The sequence below is a fragment of the Thioalkalivibrio versutus genome, from assembly GCF_001020955.1.
In the GTDB taxonomy this organism is placed as follows: Bacteria; Pseudomonadota; Gammaproteobacteria; order Ectothiorhodospirales; family Ectothiorhodospiraceae; genus Thioalkalivibrio; species Thioalkalivibrio versutus.
Window position 1 is genome coordinate 153,413 of sequence record NZ_CP011367.1, and the last position, 19,545, is coordinate 172,957.

At 68.5% G+C, this 19,545-nt stretch carries 20 protein-coding genes; 3 read left to right on the top strand and 17 right to left on the bottom strand.

The window, feature by feature from the left end; genetic code table 11:
- Nucleotides 1-55: 55 nt before the first annotated feature.
- The 8 genes from metA to TVD_RS00720 form a co-directional block, all read right to left on the bottom strand.
- Nucleotides 56-1,126: a homoserine O-succinyltransferase MetA gene (metA, locus tag TVD_RS00685; protein WP_018952373.1), complete on the bottom strand. Its 1,071-nt coding sequence runs from the start codon at nucleotides 1,124-1,126 to the stop codon at nucleotides 56-58.
- Nucleotides 1,126-1,977 (bottom strand): hypothetical protein, encoded by an 852-nt coding sequence (locus TVD_RS00690; RefSeq protein WP_018938341.1) that lies wholly within the window; start codon nucleotides 1,975-1,977, stop codon nucleotides 1,126-1,128. The genes metA and TVD_RS00690 overlap by 1 nt, the downstream gene beginning before the upstream one ends.
- A gap of 10 nt (nucleotides 1,978-1,987) precedes the next feature.
- Nucleotides 1,988-2,134 carry a hypothetical protein gene (locus tag TVD_RS14660; protein ID WP_018144768.1) on the bottom strand — a complete coding sequence of 49 codons (147 nt, stop codon included), beginning with the start codon at nucleotides 2,132-2,134 and terminating at the stop codon, nucleotides 1,988-1,990.
- A gap of 18 nt (nucleotides 2,135-2,152) precedes the next feature.
- Nucleotides 2,153-2,722: an isochorismatase family protein gene (locus TVD_RS00700; RefSeq protein ID WP_018169245.1), complete on the bottom strand. Its 570-nt coding sequence runs from the start codon at nucleotides 2,720-2,722 to the stop codon at nucleotides 2,153-2,155.
- Nucleotides 2,722-4,050, bottom strand: a complete 1,329-nt coding sequence (locus TVD_RS00705; RefSeq protein ID WP_047250539.1) for a TolC family outer membrane protein — start codon at nucleotides 4,048-4,050, stop codon at nucleotides 2,722-2,724. The genes TVD_RS00700 and TVD_RS00705 overlap by 1 nt, the downstream gene beginning before the upstream one ends.
- Nucleotides 4,051-4,161: 111 nt before the next feature.
- On the bottom strand, nucleotides 4,162-4,818 hold the full coding sequence (locus TVD_RS00710; RefSeq protein WP_018144765.1) for a protein-L-isoaspartate O-methyltransferase family protein: 657 nt from the start codon (nucleotides 4,816-4,818) through the stop codon (nucleotides 4,162-4,164).
- 84 nt (nucleotides 4,819-4,902) lie between these two features.
- The gene (locus TVD_RS00715; RefSeq protein WP_047250540.1) at nucleotides 4,903-6,135 is read right to left on the bottom strand and encodes a multifunctional CCA addition/repair protein; all 1,233 of its coding nucleotides are present in this window, start codon (nucleotides 6,133-6,135) and stop codon (nucleotides 4,903-4,905) included.
- Between the two features lie 24 nt (nucleotides 6,136-6,159).
- Nucleotides 6,160-7,131, bottom strand: a complete 972-nt coding sequence (locus TVD_RS00720) for a complex I NDUFA9 subunit family protein (protein WP_018169242.1) — start codon at nucleotides 7,129-7,131, stop codon at nucleotides 6,160-6,162.
- Nucleotides 7,132-7,260: 129 nt separating this feature from the next.
- Here TVD_RS00720 and TVD_RS00725 point away from each other — a divergent pair, with 129 nt between their 5' ends.
- Nucleotides 7,261-8,628, top strand: a complete 1,368-nt coding sequence (locus tag TVD_RS00725; RefSeq protein ID WP_047250541.1) for an NAD-dependent succinate-semialdehyde dehydrogenase — start codon at nucleotides 7,261-7,263, stop codon at nucleotides 8,626-8,628.
- A 185-nt stretch (nucleotides 8,629-8,813) separates the two neighbouring features.
- On the top strand, nucleotides 8,814-9,104 hold the full coding sequence (locus TVD_RS00730; RefSeq protein ID WP_047250542.1) for a hypothetical protein: 291 nt from the start codon (nucleotides 8,814-8,816) through the stop codon (nucleotides 9,102-9,104).
- A 90-nt stretch (nucleotides 9,105-9,194) separates the two neighbouring features.
- Here TVD_RS00730 and TVD_RS00735 read toward each other — a convergent pair whose 3' ends face one another.
- From TVD_RS00735 to TVD_RS00745, 3 genes are all read right to left on the bottom strand, one after another.
- Nucleotides 9,195-9,605 carry an HIRAN domain-containing protein gene (locus tag TVD_RS00735; protein WP_047250543.1) on the bottom strand — a complete coding sequence of 137 codons (411 nt, stop codon included), beginning with the start codon at nucleotides 9,603-9,605 and terminating at the stop codon, nucleotides 9,195-9,197.
- A gap of 96 nt (nucleotides 9,606-9,701) precedes the next feature.
- Nucleotides 9,702-10,661 carry a helix-turn-helix transcriptional regulator gene (locus TVD_RS00740; protein ID WP_047250544.1) on the bottom strand — a complete coding sequence of 320 codons (960 nt, stop codon included), beginning with the start codon at nucleotides 10,659-10,661 and terminating at the stop codon, nucleotides 9,702-9,704.
- Nucleotides 10,662-10,788: 127 nt separating this feature from the next.
- Nucleotides 10,789-13,470 carry a bifunctional acetate--CoA ligase family protein/GNAT family N-acetyltransferase gene (locus TVD_RS00745; protein ID WP_047250545.1) on the bottom strand — a complete coding sequence of 894 codons (2,682 nt, stop codon included), beginning with the start codon at nucleotides 13,468-13,470 and terminating at the stop codon, nucleotides 10,789-10,791.
- Nucleotides 13,471-13,509: 39 nt separating this feature from the next.
- Between TVD_RS00745 and TVD_RS00750 the strand changes: the two genes are divergently transcribed.
- Entirely contained in the window at nucleotides 13,510-14,433 is a 924-nt protein-coding gene (locus TVD_RS00750; RefSeq protein WP_018144758.1) for a histone deacetylase family protein, read from the top strand.
- A 72-nt stretch (nucleotides 14,434-14,505) separates the two neighbouring features.
- On the opposite strand, the gene TVD_RS00755 is transcribed toward TVD_RS00750, so the two are convergent.
- The 6 genes from TVD_RS00755 to TVD_RS00780 all read right to left on the bottom strand — a co-directional run bounded on the left by TVD_RS00755 (nucleotide 14,506) and on the right by TVD_RS00780 (nucleotide 19,496).
- Complete coding sequence (locus tag TVD_RS00755) at nucleotides 14,506-15,291, bottom strand: hypothetical protein (protein WP_047250546.1); 786 nt, start codon at nucleotides 15,289-15,291, stop codon at nucleotides 14,506-14,508.
- On the bottom strand, nucleotides 15,281-15,889 hold the full coding sequence (locus TVD_RS00760) for an ATP-binding cassette domain-containing protein (protein ID WP_047250547.1): 609 nt from the start codon (nucleotides 15,887-15,889) through the stop codon (nucleotides 15,281-15,283). The genes TVD_RS00755 and TVD_RS00760 overlap by 11 nt, the downstream gene beginning before the upstream one ends.
- 106 nt (nucleotides 15,890-15,995) lie before the next feature.
- Nucleotides 15,996-16,922: a metal ABC transporter substrate-binding protein gene (locus TVD_RS00765; protein WP_047250548.1), complete on the bottom strand. Its 927-nt coding sequence runs from the start codon at nucleotides 16,920-16,922 to the stop codon at nucleotides 15,996-15,998.
- 86 nt (nucleotides 16,923-17,008) lie between these two features.
- Nucleotides 17,009-18,304 carry a porin family protein gene (locus tag TVD_RS00770; RefSeq protein WP_047250549.1) on the bottom strand — a complete coding sequence of 432 codons (1,296 nt, stop codon included), beginning with the start codon at nucleotides 18,302-18,304 and terminating at the stop codon, nucleotides 17,009-17,011.
- Between the two features lie 151 nt (nucleotides 18,305-18,455).
- Nucleotides 18,456-18,968 (bottom strand): DNA-deoxyinosine glycosylase, encoded by a 513-nt coding sequence (locus TVD_RS00775; protein WP_047250550.1) that lies wholly within the window; start codon nucleotides 18,966-18,968, stop codon nucleotides 18,456-18,458.
- 45 nt (nucleotides 18,969-19,013) lie between these two features.
- Nucleotides 19,014-19,496 (bottom strand): transcriptional repressor, encoded by a 483-nt coding sequence (locus TVD_RS00780; RefSeq protein ID WP_018144752.1) that lies wholly within the window; start codon nucleotides 19,494-19,496, stop codon nucleotides 19,014-19,016.
- Nucleotides 19,497-19,545 lie beyond the last annotated feature (49 nt).

Sequence of the window (19,545 nt, forward strand, 5' to 3'; positions counted from 1 at the left end):
TGGTTTCGGAAGGAGATTGCCGCGTCGCTGCGCGCCTCGCAATGACGGCGGCTGACTAACGCCGTCCGGCCAGGGGATCGCTCGGATCGACGCTGTCGCGGAACGGCTTGCGCCGGTCGAGGTTGGTCAGCTGGTAAACGTTGCCCAGCCAGTTGTTGATCACCGCCAGGGCGGTGTCATGCCAGGTGTTGTCCAGGCGGTCCAGCAGCAGCGCCTCGGGCAGCGCCGGGATCTCGGTGCAGTGCTCCAGCGCGGCCTCGACCTGCTCGCGATGCTCGCCGAGGATCGCGGCGGCCTGCGGCATCAGGTAGTTCTCCGGTAGCGGCGGGTAGGCGTCGCGTTCGCCCTGGATGTAGCGCACGACCTCGCGCTTGTATTCCTTGAGCAGGCTGATGGAGTCGTACTCCGGGTGGCCCTGGAAGAAGACCATGCGGAAGCCGTCCGGCGAGGCACCCAGGTGAATCCCGGACTGCTCGCTGTCCACCAGTACGCGCAGGCCGTGGCGTTCGAATTGTTCGCGCGAGACATCGTTGTAGCGCGAGTGCGGCACATCGAAGCGGGTGTTGACGCCGGTGACCAGCGGATGCCCGCGGTCCACCACCCGGTGCGGGAACACGCCCCACAGCTTCTCGCCCATGTGCACGCGACGCTCGCCGTAGCGTGCCTGCAGCACGGCGTGGGTGGCGAGGCAGGAACAAAGCGTCGAGGTCACGTTTTCCCAGGCCCAGTCCACCACCTCGGCCAGCGGCTCCCAGAAGGGTTCCAGTGCCAGGTCCGGCTGGGTGACGTTGGCCCCGGTGATGATCAGCGCGTCGAGACCCTCTTTCTTCAGGTCCTCGAAGTCCTCGTAGTACTGCTTGATGTGATCGCGCCCCTTCGGCCCGCGCTTGAGCTGCGGCAGGGTGAACGGGTGGATATAGAACTGCGCGATCTGGTTGCTCTCGCCGATCAGGCGAAAGAACTGACGTTCGGTAGCCGACAGGGCGGCGTCCGGCATCATGTTCAGCAGCCCGATGTGCAGCGCACGGATCTCCTGCTGCTGCGCGAAGTCGCTGGGCAGCACGGTCTCGCCCTCGCTCCGCAGGCGGGCAAAGGTGGGCAGATCGGAATAGGCGACAAGTGGCATTAGAGGCGTGCCTCCCGTTCCAGGGCCATGCAGACCAGGTCATCGAACTCGCCCGCGTTGCGTACGCGTGCCAGTTCGGTGGTGCTGATCGTGTAGCCGTGGGTTTCGGCGATCGCCTCGTAGCGCGGCAGGCGTGCGCGGAACAGGCGCGAGAAGACCCAGCGCACGAAGGCGTCCGGGTCGATCTGGGCGACGTAGTCCAGCCCCTCGTCGCGCATGTATTCGGCCAGCTGCTGGTCGAGGAAGGCCTCGCGGTAGTACAGCGGTTTGGGGTCGCGCTCTGCGCGTTCGATCAGCTGGCGCTCGTCTTCGTCCGTCGCCTTGATGTACAGGATCAGGGTGTGCTCGGCCAGCGTCTCGAGTACGCCGGGGCTGTCCAGTTCGCAGACCGAACCGCCGGCGTCGTTGACGAAATGCGGGTAGCCGAACAGCGTTTGTGCCTTGTGGATGAAGTCCGGCACGTCGAGCATCGCCTGCACCTCGGCCTGGTGGTGCAGGGTCTGGCGGCGCTTGAATTCGGTCAGCGGCAGGCCGCCCAGCTCCGGGTTGCCGAGCTTGCCGAGGAAGCTCGCCACCGGGTGCAGGTTGTCCACGGTGATGTTGTTGATGATCTGGATCGAGTCCGAGCGCAACAGGTCGCGCAGGAACGGCACCGCCATCGCCTGGGCCTTGATGTTGTCCAGGATCGGCTCGCTCAGGTAGCGCGTGCCGATGCGGTAGTCCCCCGAATAGTGGAACCAGTCCTCGCGCCGGAGCATGTTGGACAGGCGCGTCTTGCCGACACCGGACATACCCAGCAGGGTGATGCGGCGGTGCTCCTGGTTGCGGTATTCGTCGGGTGTCAGGCGCATGGGGACTCGATTAGCGTCGCAGGATGAACAGGATACCGGCGATCACCGCCAGGCCGCTGATGACGTAATGGTCGTACTGGAACTGCAGTCCCAGCAGGCCGCGCAGGCCGAACAGGATCAGCCAGACGCCCAATAGAATGTTGCCGAGTATGCGCATCCCTGCGGAATCCTCCGGTTAGCGGATCAGTTGGCTCAGTTCGCGGAACTGCGGATCGGCCGCGTCGCGCAGCCATTCGAACAGCACCGATTCGTGGTTGGTAATGATGGCGCCGGCAGCGCGCAGGCGTTCCAGCCCGTTGCGCTTGCGCCCGGCGTCGCGCGAGCAGACCCCGTCCTCGACCACGAACACGGTTACGCCCGCGTCCAGCAACTCCAGCGCCGTCTGGGTCACGCAGATATGCGTCTCCGAGCCGGTCAGGATGACCTGGTCGCCGCCTGTCAGGCGCGCGCGCAGGTCATCCTCGGCGCAGCAGGAGAAGGACGTCTTGTCGGTGACCGTGCCGTAGCCGTCGAGCGCTTGCTGCAGAGTGGCGGTGACTTCGCCCAGGCCCTGCGGATACTGACGCGAGACCTCGATCGGGATATCCAGCTTGCGTGCGGCCTCGATCAGGCGGGCGGTATTGCGCTCGACCTCGTCCCGCGCGTCCGGCATGGCGGCCAGCAGGCGTTCCTGCAGGTCGATCAGGACCAGACGCGAGCGCGCACGCTCGCAGCGGGCTCGCGGATTGGAAGCGGCAGCGGCCATTACTCCAGCAGGCGGTTGATGGCCTCGAGATCGGTCACGCTCAGGCGGCCGGCGGCGCGCTGCAGGCGCAGCGACTCGCTGAGGAAGCCGTAGCGGGCCTCGGCGTAATCGCGCTCGGCGCGGAAGACCTCGCGCAGGGCGAGCAGGACGTCCACCTGGGTGCGGGTGCCCACCTCGAAGCCGGCCTCGGCCGCCTCGAACGCGGACTGGGTGGAGGCCAGGGCCTGCTCCAGGGCGCGCACGCGCGAGTTGTTGGAGATCACCGACAGATAAGCGCTGCGGGTGTCCTGGGTCGTGCGGCGTTCAACCAGCGACTGGCCTTCCTGCGCGGCCTGGAAATTCTCGCGCGCCTGACGGGTGAGGGCGCTGACACGACCGCCGGTGTAGAACGGGATCTCCAGTTGGATCCCGACCTGGGCTTCGGTGCCCTCGAAGAACATCGCCCCGCCGGTCGTGCCGGCATCAAGGCCGTGATAGCGGTTCTCGTTGACCGAGGCGTTCAGATTGATGCGTGGCAGGCCCTCGGCGCGCTGGCGCTGGATCTGCTCGCGCGCGCTCTCTGTGCTCAGGCGCTGGGCGGCCAGTTCCAGGTTGTTCGCCAGGGCGATATCCACCCAGGCCTGCGGATCGGCCGGATCCGGCGGGGTCAGCTCGGCGTCGTCGCGCAGCATGTCGAGCTGGTCCCAGTAGGTATTGGTGATCACCGCGAGCTGTTCGCGGGTCAGGTCCAGCTGGTTCTCGGCGCTGATGCGCTCGGCCTCGGCAAGGTCGCGCTGGGCCTGGGCCTCGGTGACGTCGGTGCGTGCGACCAGGCCGACCTCAAAGCGGCGCTCGGTCTGTTCCAGCTGGCGCTCGATTGCCTCGACCTCGGCCCGGCGGAAGTCCAGGGTCTCCTGTGCGATCAGCACGTCGAAGTAGGCCTGGGAGACGCGCAGGATCAGGTCCTGACGGGCGGAATCCAGTTCCGCCTCGGCGCGGGCGATCTCGAGATCCACCTGCACAAGATCAATGTAGTTGCGGCGGTCGTAGATGCTCTGCGAGAGATTGACGCCAAAACTGGTCTGGCGCCCGTCGTCGCTTCCGGGGCGGTTGCGGTCGTCGCGGTAGAACGCGCCGGCCTCGGCCTGCCCGGAGATCTGTGGCAGCAGGGCAGAGCGAGTGATCGGGCGGTTTTCCAGCACGCCGCGGTATTCCGCCTCGGCGGTGCGCAGTTCGGCATCTTCCGTGGCGGCGCGCTCGTAGACCTCCAGGAGGCTCGATGCGGCGGCGGGGGCCGAGATCACAAGGGCCAGCCCGGCGGTGGCGAGAAGCGACGGCAGACGGTTCATGGACGCGACTCCGGAAGGATATTAGGAAAAGCCTATCCTATCAGAGCCGGTTCGGGCATGGGACCTTCACCCCAGGTTGCCCGCGCCTGAAATGGGCCCCTCGGGTGCCGCTCAGAATTCGAAGGCGGGCTTCGGCTCGAATCCAACCAGCGGCTTCACGCGGGTCTCGAACAGCTCCTCGTGGCGGCAGCCGTCCTCGGTGGTGCGGATAATCAGCTGGGCCTCCATGATCGGACCGTCACCGGTAATCACGAACAGTCGCCCGCCCAGGGTCAGGTAGGGCTCGAGGAAGTCGTCATATTCGGTCATGCCGCCGGTCAGGATGATCGCGTCGTAGCGCGGGCGCGGCGGGGTCCAGTCGGGGGTCACCGAGGCGGTGCGCAGCTGCGCGTTCTCGATGCCGAGATCGGTCAGGCGGTTGCGGGCGGCCAGGCGCAGCTCGTCGATGCGCTCGACGCTGTCGACCTGGGCCGCCAGATGGGACAGGCAGGCCGTGACGTAGCCGGAACCGGTGCCGATCTCCAGCACGGTTTCGGTCGGCTGCGGCGACACGGCCTGCAGCAGGCGGCCGATCACGACCGGCGGCAGGGTGTTCTCGTCGTGCCCCAGGGGGATCTCGGAATCGGCGTACGCCAGGGCCTGATAGGGCTCGGGCATGAAACGCTCGCGCGGGAGCGTTTCCATTACGTCCAGTACACGGGTGTCCAGCACGTCCCAGGGGCGGACCTGCTGTTCGACCATGTTGATCCGGGCCTTGGCGTAATCCATCGCGGTTTCCTCAGTACGCTCGACAGCCGCGAAAGAGTACGTTCACGGGCGGAAACAGGCAAGTAGGAGCCTGCGAGCAGGTTCCTACGCGTCGGGGTGTGCGTCGAGGGCGTCGGCAACGGCGCGAACGCGCTCGCGCTGCAGGGCCTCGCCCAGTGCCTTGCCCTTGTGTCCCTCGGCTATCAGGGCCGCCGGCTGCACGCCTTGCGCGGCCGCCACTGCGCGGCGTACCGCGTCGGCCTGTGGATAGGGCTTGTCTTCCCAGCCGGTGCGGCCGCGGAAGTCCGCCTCCACCGCCAGCAGGAAGGGCTCCACGTTCTCCGGGCGGCGCAGGACGTCCAGGCCGTCGACCAGCTTCATCACGGTCTTCGGGCGCAGCTCGAATATGCGATGCACCAGCCCGTGGTAGCGCGCCACGCGCACCGCCAGGTCGCGGTAGCGGTTGGGTATGCGCAGGCGTTCGGTCAGGGCGCGGATCAGGTCCACCCCGCGTTCCTCGTGCCCGTGATGGCTGGGCAGGATCTCCGGGTCAGTGGTGCCCTTGCCGAGGTCGTGCACCAGCGCGGCGAAACGGACCTCCGGTGCATCGGAAAGCCGGGTCGCCTGGTCCAGCACCATCAGGGTATGCACGCCGGTGTCGATCTCCGGGTGGTAGCGCTCCGGCTGGGGCACGCCGAACAGCCGTTCGATCTCGGGGAACAGGACGGCGAGCGCCCCGGCCTCGCGCAGCACCTCCAGAAAACGCCGTGGGGCCGGACTCTTCAGGGCCTTCTCGCATTCCGCCCAGACGCGTTCGGGTACCAGGGCGTCGACCTCGCCGGAGGTGACGAGCTCGCGCATCAACGTCAGCGTGTCGGGCGCGACCTCGAAGCCCCATGGCGCGAGCTGGGCGGCAAACCGCGCCACGCGCAGCAGGCGCACCGGGTCCTCGGCGAAGGCGGGGGAGACATGCCGCAGTCGGCGCGCCTCCAGGTCGGCCTGGCCGTTGTAGGGGTCGATCAAGCGGCCGTCGGCATCCTCGGCCATCGCGTTGATGGTGAGATCGCGGCGTTCGAGGTCGTCCTCCAGCGTGACCTCGGGCGAGGCGTTGAACTGGAAGCCGTGATAGCCGCGCGCGGTCTTGCGCTCGGTGCGCGCCAGCGCGTATTCCTCGTGGGTTTCGGGATGCAGGAAGACCGGGAAGTCGCGCCCGACCGGCCGAAAGCCATTGGATTCCATCGCCTCCGGCGAGCTGCCGACGACGACGTAGTCGCGCTCCGTGAACGGGCGCCCTAGCAGGCGGTCGCGAACCGCACCGCCGACGAGGTAGGTCTGCATCGCGGTTACCGGTTCACCCTTCGATCAGCCGCGGCTGGCCCCGCGATTGAGCGTGCGCAGGTGCTGCATGCGGGCCTCGCGCCCGGCGCCCCCACCGCCCAGATAGCTGGGGGCAATGGATTCCAGGCGGGTCGGGCAGGGCAGCTGCTGTTCGCCGTCGCAGACCGAGTCGATGGTCAGCGAGGCGAAGTTGTCGCGCGACAACGGCTTGCCGGGCACGAACTCGAGCACGCTGGCCTGCAGCTTGCCGGCCCAGTCGGGCAGGCCGATTACCGGGCGCCGGTGGCCGGAGACCCGGCCCACATACCGCACCAGGTCGCCCAGGGTGTAGGTCTTCGGGCCGCACAGCTCGAAGCCCTGGCCGAAGGTATCCTGGTCTTCCAGGGCCTCGACGAAGTGCTCGGCCACATCGCCCACGAACACCGGGGCGAAGCGCGCCCGGGCACGCGCCAGCGGCATCACGGGCGAGAATTTCAGCAGCGTCACGAAGCGGTTCAGGAAGGAGTCTTCCGGCCCGAAGATGACGGAGGGACGGAAGACGGTGACCGCCAGGGACTCGCTGGCGAACACGGCCTGCTCGGCCGCACCCTTGCTGCGCAGGTAGTGGCTGGGGGCGTCGTCCATGTCCGCCTTCAGCGCGCTCATCTGCAGGAAGCGGCGCACGCCCTGCGACTCGGCGGCGGCCAGGGCCTTCTCGGTCAGCTCGGTGTGGGCGGCGTGGAAGCCGGCGCCACTGTGGCCACGCTCGTTCAGGATGCCGACCAGGTTGATCACCGCGTCCTGGCCCGCGAACAGGCGTTCCAGCGTGGCGGGATCATGGGCGCTGCCCTCGACCAGGTCGACCTCGGGGTTGACCAGGAGGTCGCGATGGCGGTGCGGACGGCGCGACAACACGCGGACCTTCAGGCCGCGGTCAATCAGTCGGCGGATGATGTGGTGGCCGACAAAGCCCGTGCCGCCGAGCAGGCAGACATTGCGAATCGAATCGATCGACATGGGGCAAGGTCCTTCCGAAAGCGAATGCGGATCGTCTTATACTCGGGTGACCCGCATTGTTCAAACTAGCAAATAGTTGACCTGTGTTTCCCATGGCCTGTTTCCGGGTCACCAATCCGAGGCGCCGACATGACCGAACTGACCGCGATCAACCCTGCGACCGGCGAGACGCTCGCGCGTTACCCCCGCATGGATCGGGACGGGCTGGAGGCCGCTCTGGCACGCGCGGCCAGTGCCGCACCGGACTGGGCGGCACGCCCGGTGGCGGAGCGCGCCGCCCGCCTGCACGACCTGGCCGGGGTGTTGCGCGACGCGCGCGAGACCCTGGCGACCACCGCCACCCGCGAGATGGGTAAGCGGCTGGTCGAGGCGCGCGCCGAGGTCGACAAGTGTGCCAACGCCTGCGAGTACTACGCCGAGCACGGCCCGGACTTGCTGCAGGACACGATGATCGCCTCGGATGCGAGCCGTTCCTTCATCGCCTGGCAGCCACTGGGTACCGTGTTGCTGGTGATGCCCTGGAACTTTCCTTACTGGCAGGCCTTTCGCCAGGCGATCCCGGCCACGCTGGCCGGCAACACCGTGCTGCTGAAGCACGCGTCCAATGTCCCCGGATGTGCCGAACATCTGGAACGGGTGTTTACGGCGGCCGGTTTTCCCGAGGGGGTGTTCCGCAACCTGCCGGTTGGCTCCGATGCGGTGGAGGGCATCATCTCTGACCGTCGCGTGCAGGGCGTCAGCCTGACCGGCTCCGAAGGCGCCGGCCGCGCGGTGGGGGCTGCGGCCGGCAAGGCCCTGAAGTCCTCGGTGCTGGAACTGGGCGGCTCGGATGCCTTCGTCGTGCTGGCGGATGCCGATCTCGACCACACCGTGGAGCAGGCGGTACGCGGGCGCTTCCAGAACAACGGCGAGACCTGCATCGCCGCCAAGCGCTTCATCGTCGAGGAGGCCATCGCGGATGCCTTCGTCGAACGCTTCCAGGCGGCCATCGAGGCCCTGGTCATCGGGGATCCGATGGACGAGGGAACGAACATCGGGCCGCTGGCGCGCGATGACCTGCGTAGCGAGTTGCACGACCAGGTGACCCGCAGCGTGGCGGCCGGCGCCCGCCTGGTGGCGGGCGGCGAGCCCCTCGATGGGGCCGGTTACTTCTACCCGCCCACGCTGCTGGATGCCGTGGAACCCGGCATGGCGGCCTTCGACGAGGAGACCTTCGGCCCGGTCGCGGCGGTCACCCGGGCGCGCGACGCGGATCATGCCATCGAGCTCGCCAACCGCTCGCGCTTCGGCCTGGGCGGCAGCGTCTGGACCGCCGATCCGGTACGTGGCGAGGCCCTGGCCCGGCGTCTGGAATGCGGCTGCGCCTTCGTCAACGGCATCGTCAAGAGCGACCCGCGCCTGCCCTTCGGCGGCGTGAAGGACTCCGGCTACGGCCGCGAACTCTCCGAGCTCGGCATCCGCGAGTTCCAGAACGCCAAGACCATCTGGGTGGGTTGAGAGGCGAGGGCTATGTCCCGCTGGTGTGTTCACTCTGGGTTCAGTTCCCCCACATAAACTTTGCGGGTCGAATCCGCATGGGTCGTTCGCAACGGCGCCGGCCCGCGACCCTTCGGCAAACCGTGCAGGAAGCATGTCGGAGACGCCTTGTCTCCGTATCAATCAACCAGGGAAGGAGATTTTTTATGACTGCTGATCAAGCCAAGATTGCCGGGATTATCCTGTTGGCTGTGGGCGCCATGGTGGTGCTTTGGGCCTTGTACGCGATGCTGGCCGTTTACTCGCATAACGCCGAAGTTGCCCAGGCCGCTGGCGCGATCGGTCAGATGGCGGGCGCCGAATTGGGCGCCGCGATGGGGGATTACAAAGCGAGCTACATGGGCCCCCTGTTTGGGCTGATCGTGGGTGGCGCGAGTTTGTTTGGCGGCTGGAAGATGCTGGGCAAGTCCAGCGCTTTGGCCCGTGCCTCTGCCTGATCCTCTGTTCGGAATATCCGGATTGCGCGGCCCTCAATCTTTGAGGGCCGTTTTGTTTTGGGGAGTGTGCGCCGATGCTGAGGAGGCCCGTCAGTGTCGGGCGGTGCTTCGCGCCTTCGCGCGGTAGAGGCCGAGCTCGAGACGGTGGTGGCGGTCGGCGTGATCGCGCTTCTCGAGGATGCGGGCGATCAGGGGCTGGTCCTGGTCCAGTAGCTGGGCGGCCAGGCCGTTGCGGTCGCGAGGCAGATAGCCCAGGTGGTGGTCCATCCAGCGCACGGCGACGGCCCGGCCGTCGTGGGTGTTGGTGCGCTCGCGTTCCACGGTCAGGGCCTGGCCGCGCTTGAGGATGTCCCACAGCCGGGGCGCCTCGTGGTGGCGGAAACCGGCCAGGGGGATGCGGTCCAGCAGTTCTTCGGTGGTGGCGGTGCGGTTGTAGGTGCCGCGCTCGGCGTAGTAGCCGGCGAGCGGCGGGACGGGGCGTGCCTGACGGTTGTGCGACATGTTCGGACTCCTCGGTGTGGCCTGGGTGTCCGTTGTAGCACCGGGGGTGGCTCACAGGATGAGCCACCCCCGAAATCGGCTCTTATCCGTGTTTCCCTAGGTGTACTGGTGCGCGGCGCGCGCGAGGTCGTCGGCCACGCGCTGGCGCAGCTCGGCGGGCGCCAGCACCTCGACGCCCGGGCCGTGGCGCAGGATCTCTTGGGCGAGCTCGGTGGGGTCGGAGTAGGGGATGCGAAGGCGATACGCGTCGCCCTCGTATTCGCCGATCTGCTCCGGGTGCCAGATCTCGTCGGCGACCCAGCGGGCATGTTCCGGGGTGAAGCGCAGCACGGCCCATTCCTGTGCGGGACCGGTGAAGATGCCAAAGGCGTCCCCGGTATGAGCATCCAGGGTCGCCTCGTCGATGGAGCGGTAGGCAGACTCCACCGGCTGCACCGAGCGGATGCGCTCCAGGGCGAAGGTGCGCAGGTCCCGGGCCTGCTCGCACCAGGCGATCAGGTACCAGTTGTCGCGGTAGTAGAGCAGGCGCTGCGGGTGCACGACGCGACAACTCGCGGCGTCCCGGGCACGGCCGTGATACTCGATCTCGACGGGGTGCTCGTCCAGGGTCGCAGTGGCCACGGCCTGAAAGCTTTCGCCGCGGCTGCCGCGCTGGGCCAGCGGCTGGATGTGGATGCGGCGGCGCACGGTGTCCGGTTGGTGCCCGCCGCTGGCGAGCAGCTCGCGGATGCGGCCCTTCAGTGGTCCCAGCGTGGGCGCCAGCAACCCGGGCTGCACGTCCTCCAGGAGTTGCTCCATGGTCAACAGCGCCAGCAGCTCGGATTCGTTGAACCACAGCCCCGGCAGCTCGAACGCCGGGGCATCCTGCGCGTAGCGGTAGCCATTGGCCTGGGCCTCGTATTCGATGGGTGCCTGCATGAAGTCGCGCATGTATTCGAGGTCGCGCTTGACGGTCGCGCGCGAGACCTCGAGACGCTCCATCAGGTCGGCCAGCGAGGGCGGCCGCCGCCCCTGCAACAATCGGTGCAGGTGAAAGATACGCTCGGCGCGATTCAAGGGCGGGGCAGGGGTCGATGCATGTCCGGGGACGCTACCCATTCGCCCGGGGCCCCGCAAGTGACGCGCCGGGGCGCCGGATGCCCGCCGGGTCGCTTGCGGCGGTTGCGGGCGACCGTCCCGGTGGTCAGTGGAGGCGCCGGCTGACGCGGATGATCTCCTCGTCGGAGGCGAGGATCTCGCGCTGGAAGCCGTGGCGTTGGGCGAGCGCGAGCATGCCGCCGTTGTGGCGCAGCACCTCGCCAAACAGTTCGCGCAGGCCGGCGTTGCGGGCCGAGTCGATGACGGCCTCCATCAGGAGGCTGCCCACGCCGCGGCCCTGCCAGGCGTCACTGATGACCACGGCGAACTCCGCGCTCTCGCCGTCGGGTTCGGTGGTGTAGCGGGCGACGCCGACCTGCACCTCCCGCCCCGTGTGGCGGTCGACCGCGATGAAGGCCATCTCGCGGTCGTAGTCGATCTGGGTGAAGCGCACGAGCATCTCGGGCGTGAGTTCGTCCATCGAGCGCATGAACCGGAGATAGCGGGACTTCTCCGACAGGCTGCGCACGAATTCCTGCTCGATGGCAGCGTCCTCGGGCCGGATCGGCCGGAGCTCGAGTTCATGGCCGTCGCGGGTGGTGACCTTCCGGGCCATGTGGCCGGGATAGGGGTGGATGGCCATATGCGCGTAGTCACGGCCGTCGTGCGCGGGATCGGCAAGTTCGATACGGGCGTCCACGGCCATCACGCCGTTCTCGCCGGCCTGCAGGGGGTTGATATCCAGCGCGGCGAGTTCAGGCAGCTCGCAGGCCATCTCCGAGACCCGGAGCAGGACCTGTTCCACCGCGCCCTCGCGCACCGGGGGCGCGCCGCGAAAGGTGCCAAGGGTGCGCGCCGCGCGAGTCTGCGCCATCAGGCGCCGGGCCAGCGAGGGGTTCAGCGGCGGCAGGGCGACGGCCTGGTCGCCGATGACCTCCACCGCGGTCCCGCCCAGTCCGAAGGCGATGACCGGGCCGAACACCGGGTCGCGCGAGATCCCCACCAGCAGTTCGCGAACATGCCCGACCTCGGCCATGCGTTCCACGCTGACGCCTTCAACCTCGACCTCCGGGAATTGCTCGTGGATCTGGTCGAGCATCTCCTGGGCCTGCTGGCGCACGGCCTGCACGCTGCGCAGGTTGAGCCGTACACCGCCGAAGTCGCTCTTGTGGGTGAGGTCGGGTGCACTGATCTTGAGCGCGACCGGGAAGCCCAGGGTCTCGGCGGCCAGCATCGCGTCGGCCGGGTCGCGGGCGAGGATGCTGGGACTGCAGGGGATGTGGAAGGCGGCCAGCACGGCCCGGGACTCGCGCATGCTCAGGACCCTGCGGCCCTGGCTGCGTGCGTGTTGCAGGATCAGGCGCGCGCCCTCGATATCCGCGGGCTGGTCATCGCTGCGGGGGCCGGGGACCTGCAGCAGCATGCGCTGGTTGCGTCGGTGTTCGATCAGCCAGGCGAAGGTCTCGACCGCGCCTTCGGGCGTGCGGAACTGGGGGATCCCTTCCGCGTCGAAGCGATTCCGTGCGCGGGCCACCAGCGGGTCGCCCATCCAGCAGGCCAGCACCGGCTTGTGGCTTTTGCGGGCCTGTTCGATCACGGCCTCGGCACAGGCGTCGGGGTCGGTCATGGCCTGCGGGGTGAGCAGGACGCTCGCCATGTGAACCCCGGGGTCCGCGAGCACGATGCGCAGGGCTTCGCCATAGCGTTCGGGGGTAGCGTCGCCGAGGATGTCCACCGGGTTGCCATGCGACCAGTGGGCGGGCAGCAGGGCGTTGAGTGCCTCCAGCGTGCCGTCGGCCAGCGTGGCCAGGTTCAGGCCGAGGTCGGCGGCCCGGTCCACGGCCATCACGCCGGGTCCGCCGCCGTTGGTGAGGATGGCGAGATCCTCGCCGCGCAGGCGCACGCCGCTGGCCAGTGTCTGGGCTGCGGAAAACCACTGCGACACGCGCTCCACCCGGACCACGCCGGCGCGCTGCAGGGCCGCGTCGAACACCGCATCCGAGCCCATCATCGCCCCGGTATGGGTGGCGGCCGCCTGGGCGGTGGCCGCATGGCGAGCGGACTTGAGGACGACCACGGGCTTCATGCGCGCGGCGGCGCGCAAGCCCGACAGAAAGCGCCGCGTGTGGCGGATGCCCTCGACGTACAGCAGGATGCCCTGGGTCTCGGGGTCCACCGCGAGGTAGTCCAGCAGCTCGCCGAAGTCGACGTCTGCGGCGTCGCCGGTCGAGGCCACGCTGGAAAACCCGATGCCGGTGGGCTCCGCCCAGTCCAGGACGGCGGTGATCAGCGCCCCGGAGCTGGAGATCAGCCCGAGCTTGCCGGGCAGCGCCTGGTTGTGGCTGAAAGTCGCGTTGAGCCCGATGCCCGGGCGCATGATGCCCAGGCAGTTGGGGCCGATCAGGCGCATGCGGTAACGCTGCGCGATCTCGACGCATTCCTGCTGCAGGCGTTCGCCCTCTCGGCCGGCTTCGGCGAAGCCGGCCGAGAGGATGACGGCGCCGCGCAGGCCCGCCTCGCCACAGTTGCGCAGGATGCCGGGGACGGCCCGAGCCGGGGTGGCGATCAGTGCCAGGTCCACCATGTGCTCGCCGGGTTTCAGCTCGGGCACGCAGCGCAGGCCCTGTACCTCGGCGTATTTGGGATTTACCGGGAGCAGGGTGCGCTTGAAGCCGGCCGCCAGGAGGTTGGCCAGTACCGTGCGGCCGACGCTGCCCTCGCGTTCGGATGCGCCGAACACGGCGACACCACGCGGATTGAACAGCTTGTCCAGGATATGGGTTCCCATGCATGCTCTCGGTTATGACGTGCCAAGTGTCTTCATAACATGAATCTAGCGTTCTTCTCGCCGGACGCCGGCCTTGAGCACGACAATGGTCCCGGCCACCCGGAATGTCCGGAGCGGCTGAGCGCAATCCGTGACCAGCTGGTGGCCAGCGGGCTGGATCCGTGGGTCCTGCATCGCGAGGCGTTCCCGGCGACGCGGGCGGACCTGCGCCGGGTTCACACACGCGACTTTATCGACACCATCCAGCAGCACGTCCCGGAAGGGGGGCGGGTGATGCTGGATGGCGACACGGCCCTGTCGCCGGGGAGTCGCGAGGCCGCGTTGCTGGCGGCCGGCGCGGGCATTGGCGCGGTGGACTGGGTGATGGGGGCGGCGAACCGGCGGGCCTTCTGCGCGGTGCGGCCACCGGGGCACCACGCCCGTGCCGACCGGGCGGCCGGGTTCTGCCTGTTCAACAACGTGGTGATTGCCGCCCGCCATGCACAGGAGCGCCATGGTGTGGGGCGCATCGCCATCGTCGACTTCGACGTGCACCATGGCGACGGCACCGAGTCCCTGGTGGCGGGTGATGACGCCATCCTGTTCGCTTCCGCCTTCGAGCATCCGGCTTATCCCGGGTCGGGCATCCCGCCGCTGGCCGACAACTGCCTGAATGTCCCGGTACCCGGCGGATCTTCGGGGGAGCAGTGGCGCGACGCGGTGGCTGGGGCCTGGTTCGATGCGCTGGACGCCTTTGCCCCGGAACTCGTGCTGATCTCCGCCGGATTCGATGCCCATCGCGAGGACGAACTCTCGCGCCTGTTGCTGGCCGAGGATGACTACGCCTGGATCACTCGTGAGCTGGTGGCCCTGGCCGAGCGTCACGCCGATGGGCGCGTGGTCTCCATGCTGGAGGGTGGCTACGCCCTGAGCGCCCTGGGACGCAGTGTGGTGGCGCATATGCGTGCCCTGGCCGCCCTCTGACCTGCCCCGCTTGCGACGCAGCTGCAGCGTATGGGTGGCGCCGCGTTCATGGTTGAGCGGGGGCCGCCTTGTTCAGCGGTTGCGTTCGCCATATACCGACGCGGCGAGGCGGGCGCCGCTGGCGAGCGCTACGTTCACCAGGACCAATACGGGGGCAAAGGGCTGATCCAGAGGCAGGCTGAGGCTCCAGGCGATCAGGAAACCCGCCAGGGCGATGGCCTGGGTCCACAGGAACAGCCCGTGCAGATTGCGCGCGAGATAGGCCGCACCCCAGGCGGGCAGCAGCAGGGTCGCGAGGGCGGCGGGCAGGCCCAGGACCATGCTGCCCAGCACGACCGCGGCGACCAGCCAGCCGATCTCGGTGAGTCGTTGCCACGTCGGCGGGGGGCGTGTGGCGGGGACATCGGGAGCGAGCTGCGCATGCCGCCATACGCCGTACAGTCCGGGCGCGAGCAGGATGCTGGCGACCGCCAGCACCGCCACCGCCCACAATTCGTTCGGTCCGGCAAAGTACAGCTGGCCTTCGGCCCAGGCGGCCGCCGCCAGGCTGGCCTGGGAGAAGTTGGCGGCCAGCAGGGTCACGGCCGCAAGGCCGGCCAGAAACACCCCCAGCGGCAGGCGCTCGCGGTCCGTGCTGCGCTGTAGCAGGGCCATCACCCCGGTACCCAGGACGAGGGCCACGAGCAGGACCGGCCAGTGCAGCACCGAGGCCAGGACCCCGCCGACGGCGGCCCATTGGCCGAGCGCGAGTGCCTGCCAGACCGAGCCGCGCAGAAACAATCCGGCGCCGGCGAGACCCAGCACGCCGGTGATCAGCAGGCCTGCCACGAAGGGCATGAGTAGCAGGTCACCCAGCATGGATGTATTCCGTCAGTGGGTGGCGCTCGACCCCGGCGGCCTCCAGGAAATCGTCGTCATGGCTGGTCATCAGCAGTGTGGTGCCGCCGGGCAGGCTGATGATCAGCTCGATCGCGTCGTGGCGCACCTCGGCATCCAGATGATTGGCGGGCTCGTCCAGTAGCACCAGACGCTGCGCCGGCGGGCGAGCGGCGTGGCTGGCCAGGGCGGCGGCCAGGCGCAGCAGTTGCCATTGCCCTCCGCTTAGTCGGTCGAGCCGCCGGTCCATCAGGGCGCGCACGCGTGCCTGTTCGGGGGGGTGCGCCCCCATTGCCCGGAACCAGTCGTGTCCGGACAGCGGCCAGGGCTGGCGGCGCGGGTGGTCCTGCGCGAGCAGGCTGATCCGGGCTTGGGGGGCAAGTTCCAGGTGACCGTGATGCACCCGCGCCTGTCCCGTCAGGGCCTTTAGCAGAAGCGATTTTCCAATGCCGTTGGGCCCGGTCAGGGCCCAGCGCGAGCCGATCGGTACGTCCAGGGTCAGCGGGCCCAGCACCGGCCGGTCGAACCCCAGCCGGGCCGACTTGAAACGAAGGATCGGTTGAGCGGGGTCGCGAGACATCGGGGTTCCGGTGACGGGGTGCGCGAAGGATAACGGACCGGTGGAGCGATTCGGGTCCGTCGTCAGGGGATGCGGGCCAGCGCCTCTGCGGGTGGCCGCGGCGTGATTACCGTTGAGGGAGGGTCTTCGCCCAGGTGGTCATCAGCTTCAGGTAGCCGTCCAGCGCCGTGTCGGCTGGAGGCTCGAGTGCTACGGCATGGCTCGGCCAGCCCAGGTGCCGTTCCAGAAACTCTGCGCCGCGCGCCGGCTGGAAGGCGGCGTAGAGGACGGTGCCTTCGGTGCCTTCCAGGTCGCTCACCAGGCTGCGCAGGTGACGCGCGGTGGGCGGGATGCCCGGGGCCGGTTCCAGATAGCCCACGATCTCGACCGGAAGCCATTCCTCGAGGTAGTCGAGGTCTTCGTGGTAGACCACGATGCGCTGACCCGGCTCGACCTGTGCGGCCAGGGCCTCGGCGTGGTCGCGCAGGCGTTCGGCGGTGCGCTCGCCGCGTTCCATAAACGTGGCGGCATGGTCCGGGCGCAGGTTGCCCATGCGCTCGGCCAGCGCCTGGGCGATGTCTGCCAGGCGCCGCGGATCACCGTTGAAGTGCGGGTTCCCTTCTTCGTGGACGTGCCCCATGTTCGGTCCATCCATGGTGATGGAGCGGCGCAGCTCGATCATGTCCGCCGCACGGAAGTGGCCCGGCTGGCCGGAGTTGATGGCGGGGTTGCGGGCGCCGCGCTGGGCGGCCGGCAGCCAACCTTCCTCGAGCCCGGCGCCGATCTCGAGCAGCATGTCGGCGCGGCGCAGGGCCGCCATGAAGCTCGGACGGGCGTCCAGGTCGTGCGCGTCACGATCCGGCGGCGCGAGCACGCGGACCTCGGCCTCGTCGCCGCCAATCTCGCGGGCCAGGGCGCCGAGGGTAGAGGTGGTGGCGACGATGTTCAGTCCGGCGGCGGCCTGCGACGGCAGCAGGAGGAGGGCCAGGATTGCCGCCGAGGCGAGGGCGGCGAGCGCGCGGGACATGCGGACGCGAGTCTTGCGATAGGACATGCGGGACTCCTTTCAGATCGAGGTATGGCCGGAGGCTGGCAGGGACGGGAGCCGCCCCTGCCAGCCTCGCGAGGACAAGAGGCGGCCTAGAAGCGGTGGGCGCCGTGGGCGCCGAGGGCCACGTTCAGCTGCAGCATGAACTCCAGGCCGCGGTCGCGATCGCCGTGGTCATCGACAAAGTCGTTCTGGGACAGTTGGGCGCGCAGGAATACCGGCTCCACCGGGCGGAAGGTCACCTGGGCGGTGTGGCGATAGGAGGTGCCGAAGGACTCGCCGTCACCGCGGCCGACGTCGTTGCTCAGGCCCAGGGCCTCGGCGCGCAGGCCGGCTTCCCAGCGCGGGGCAAAGCCGTAGACACCCTGGACGTAGATGCCGTCCTGCTGGTTCTTGAACGACTGTTCGTTGCGTACGAAGCCCACCGGCCCGTTGCCGTCGGCTTCGAAGTTCACGTCACGGCGGTCGACATCGATTTCGCGGTAGAAATACTCGCCCTGCAGGCGCCAGTCGCCCTGGCCGTAGGCGCGGCCGGCGCTGTACTTGTACACCGCGTCCACTCCGGCGAACCAGGCACTGCCGTCCCAGTCCTCGAAGCGGGTGGAGTGCTCGTCGGTGACCTGATAGCTGCGGGCGTAGCCCCCAGAGACACCGAATTGTGCAGCGTGGTCCGGCCCGAGATCCGGCCCGATCTTGGCAAAGGCGGTGACCAGGCGTGGACCGGAGCGGTCGCGCAGGATGCGGTCCTGATCGTTCAGCGGCGACTGGCTGCCTTCGTAGTTGGCGATCCCGCTGGTCTCGCCCTGCAGCAGCTCCACACCCAGCTGGGTGTAGGTCGCGGTGGGGGCGAGCCAGGTCGCCTGTACGCCCTTTTCCAGCAGGCCGTGGTCGCCGAACAGGTACTCGTTGACCAGCGGACGGTTCACGAAGTCCCACTCGTGCGGGTGGCGGTTGTTGATGTAGCCGATGTCGGACAGGAACTTCCCCGCCTTGAGCTGGAGGCCGCCGGGCAGGGCGCGGGTGGTGAGGTAGGCCTCGTCGACCTCGATGTCCTGGTCGTCGAATTCGATGATCACGGTGGCGTCCAGGAGGTCGCCGAGACGGGCCTGGAAGCCCAGCTCCGAATGGCCCAGATTGAAGCCGTCGTCGAGGCCGTGGTCGTCGCCATTACCATGGCCGTGATCGTGGCCGTCGTCGAAGCCGGCGGGCGAATCATTACCGTGCGAGAGCTCGTTGTAGTAGATGCCCTCGAGGATCAGGGAGACGTCCATGCCCCAGGCGGACTCGTCGTCACCGGCGGTCCATTGCGCCGCGGCGGTTCCGGGGGCGGCGAGTGTCAGGCTGGCCAGCGCGGCGAGGACGGGGCGTGAGAACGGGGTGAGGGGCATGTCGGGCTCCTGGTTGCGCGGCAGTCTGCCGGTCCGGGCAGTGCCGATCAACGAAATTGGACTGTTATAGCGTAACGGTTAACAAAGCGAACGTTATACAATAACAAACGAGGTATCAACCCCCCGATCGGGCGCTCCGGTGTGCTGCCGGTCAGTCGCGTGGAAGGCCGGCGCTGGCGAAGGCGTTGCGCCAGGGTTCCAGCTTCTCGGTCAGGCTGAGGCGGGCGTTGGCCGGGCTGGTGGAGGGCAGGCGCAGGGCCTCGACGCCCAGGGCGCGGGTCTCGCGGATGCGCCGCGCGCTTTCGGCGCCGTTGTGGATGATCACGCGCAGGTCCGGGGCCTCGCGGGTCAGCCGGGCGAGATCGTTGGGGACCGGGGCGCGGATGGCGCTGTCCAGACTCCCCTCGCGCGAGCAGGCGGCGTACACGTCCCAGAGGCCCACGCCGTGGTCGAGCAGGCGCTCGATGCGTTCGGGGTAATCCATTTCCGGGAAGGGCTCGCCGAGGATCTGCCCGACAATCGGCCAGAACTGGTTGCGCGGGTGGGCGTAGTAGGCCTGGGCCTCCAGGGAAGCGACGCCGGGAAAGCTGCCCAGCACGATCAGGCGGGTGTCCGCACGCAGGATGGGCGGGAACGCCTCAAGGGTCGGTGCGACGGCGGTCATTGGAGGGCGGGGTTCAGGGGTGGACTGTTGTGCAGACGCGCGGCGTCAGGCGCGGTCCTGCTGACCCCGGCGGCAGTCTCCGCACTGGCCATGCAGCTCCACCATGCGCGAGTCGATGGCGAAGTCCTGGGCCTCGGCCTCGTGCTCCAGCGCCTGGCTGGCCGGCTCCGGGGTGTGGAACTCGGTGATCTGGCCGCAGCCGTCGCAGATCATCAGGGCCGACTCGTGGCGCTCGCCGGGGTGCGAGCAGGCGACGAAGCCGTTGAGGCTCTCGATACGGTGGATCAGGCCCTGTTCCAGCAGAAAGGCCAGGGTGCGGTACACGGTTGGCGGCTTGATGCTGTGATCATCGGAGGACAGCGCGTGGATCAGGTCGTACGCCTTGATGACGCCCTCAGTGCGCAGGATCTGCTCCAGGATGCGCCGGCGCTGCTCGGTCAGGCGTGCACCACGGGTGGCGCAGACGCGTTCGGCGTCGGCCAGGGCCTGTTCGATGTCCGGCGTCTTGGTCTCGGCGGCGGCAGTCATGCGCCTAGGATAGCCCAAACGATCACGGTGCCCGTAACCGCCTCGGTGA

Bases quoted from the DNA above. Each gene is read 5' to 3' on its own strand.
- TVD_RS00720 (WP_018169242.1), bottom strand. From the start codon at position 7,131: ATGTCGATCGATTCGATTCGCAATGTCTGCCTGCTCGGCGGCACGGGC.
- TVD_RS00705 (WP_047250539.1), bottom strand. From the start codon at position 4,050: ATGAACCGTCTGCCGTCGCTTCTCGCCACCGCCGGGCTGGCCCTTGTG.
- TVD_RS00735 (WP_047250543.1), bottom strand. From the start codon at position 9,605: ATGTCGCACAACCGTCAGGCACGCCCCGTCCCGCCGCTCGCCGGCTAC.
- TVD_RS14660 (WP_018144768.1), bottom strand. From the start codon at position 2,134: ATGCGCATACTCGGCAACATTCTATTGGGCGTCTGGCTGATCCTGTTC.
- TVD_RS00770 (WP_047250549.1), bottom strand. From the start codon at position 18,304: ATGCCCCTCACCCCGTTCTCACGCCCCGTCCTCGCCGCGCTGGCCAGC.
- TVD_RS00775 (WP_047250550.1), bottom strand. From the start codon at position 18,968: ATGACCGCCGTCGCACCGACCCTTGAGGCGTTCCCGCCCATCCTGCGT.
- TVD_RS00760 (WP_047250547.1), bottom strand. From the start codon at position 15,889: ATGTCTCGCGACCCCGCTCAACCGATCCTTCGTTTCAAGTCGGCCCGG.
- TVD_RS00780 (WP_018144752.1), bottom strand. From the start codon at position 19,496: ATGACTGCCGCCGCCGAGACCAAGACGCCGGACATCGAACAGGCCCTG.
- TVD_RS00690 (WP_018938341.1), bottom strand. From the start codon at position 1,977: ATGCGCCTGACACCCGACGAATACCGCAACCAGGAGCACCGCCGCATC.
- TVD_RS00700 (WP_018169245.1), bottom strand. From the start codon at position 2,722: ATGGCCGCTGCCGCTTCCAATCCGCGAGCCCGCTGCGAGCGTGCGCGC.
- TVD_RS00745 (WP_047250545.1), bottom strand. From the start codon at position 13,470: ATGGGAACCCATATCCTGGACAAGCTGTTCAATCCGCGTGGTGTCGCC.
- metA (WP_018952373.1), bottom strand. From the start codon at position 1,126: ATGCCACTTGTCGCCTATTCCGATCTGCCCACCTTTGCCCGCCTGCGG.
- TVD_RS00730 (WP_047250542.1), top strand. From the start codon at position 8,814: ATGACTGCTGATCAAGCCAAGATTGCCGGGATTATCCTGTTGGCTGTG.
- TVD_RS00710 (WP_018144765.1), bottom strand. From the start codon at position 4,818: ATGGATTACGCCAAGGCCCGGATCAACATGGTCGAACAGCAGGTCCGC.
- TVD_RS00750 (WP_018144758.1), top strand. From the start codon at position 13,510: ATGAATCTAGCGTTCTTCTCGCCGGACGCCGGCCTTGAGCACGACAAT.
- TVD_RS00725 (WP_047250541.1), top strand. From the start codon at position 7,261: ATGACCGAACTGACCGCGATCAACCCTGCGACCGGCGAGACGCTCGCG.
- TVD_RS00755 (WP_047250546.1), bottom strand. From the start codon at position 15,291: ATGCTGGGTGACCTGCTACTCATGCCCTTCGTGGCAGGCCTGCTGATC.
- TVD_RS00715 (WP_047250540.1), bottom strand. From the start codon at position 6,135: ATGCAGACCTACCTCGTCGGCGGTGCGGTTCGCGACCGCCTGCTAGGG.
- TVD_RS00765 (WP_047250548.1), bottom strand. From the start codon at position 16,922: ATGTCCTATCGCAAGACTCGCGTCCGCATGTCCCGCGCGCTCGCCGCC.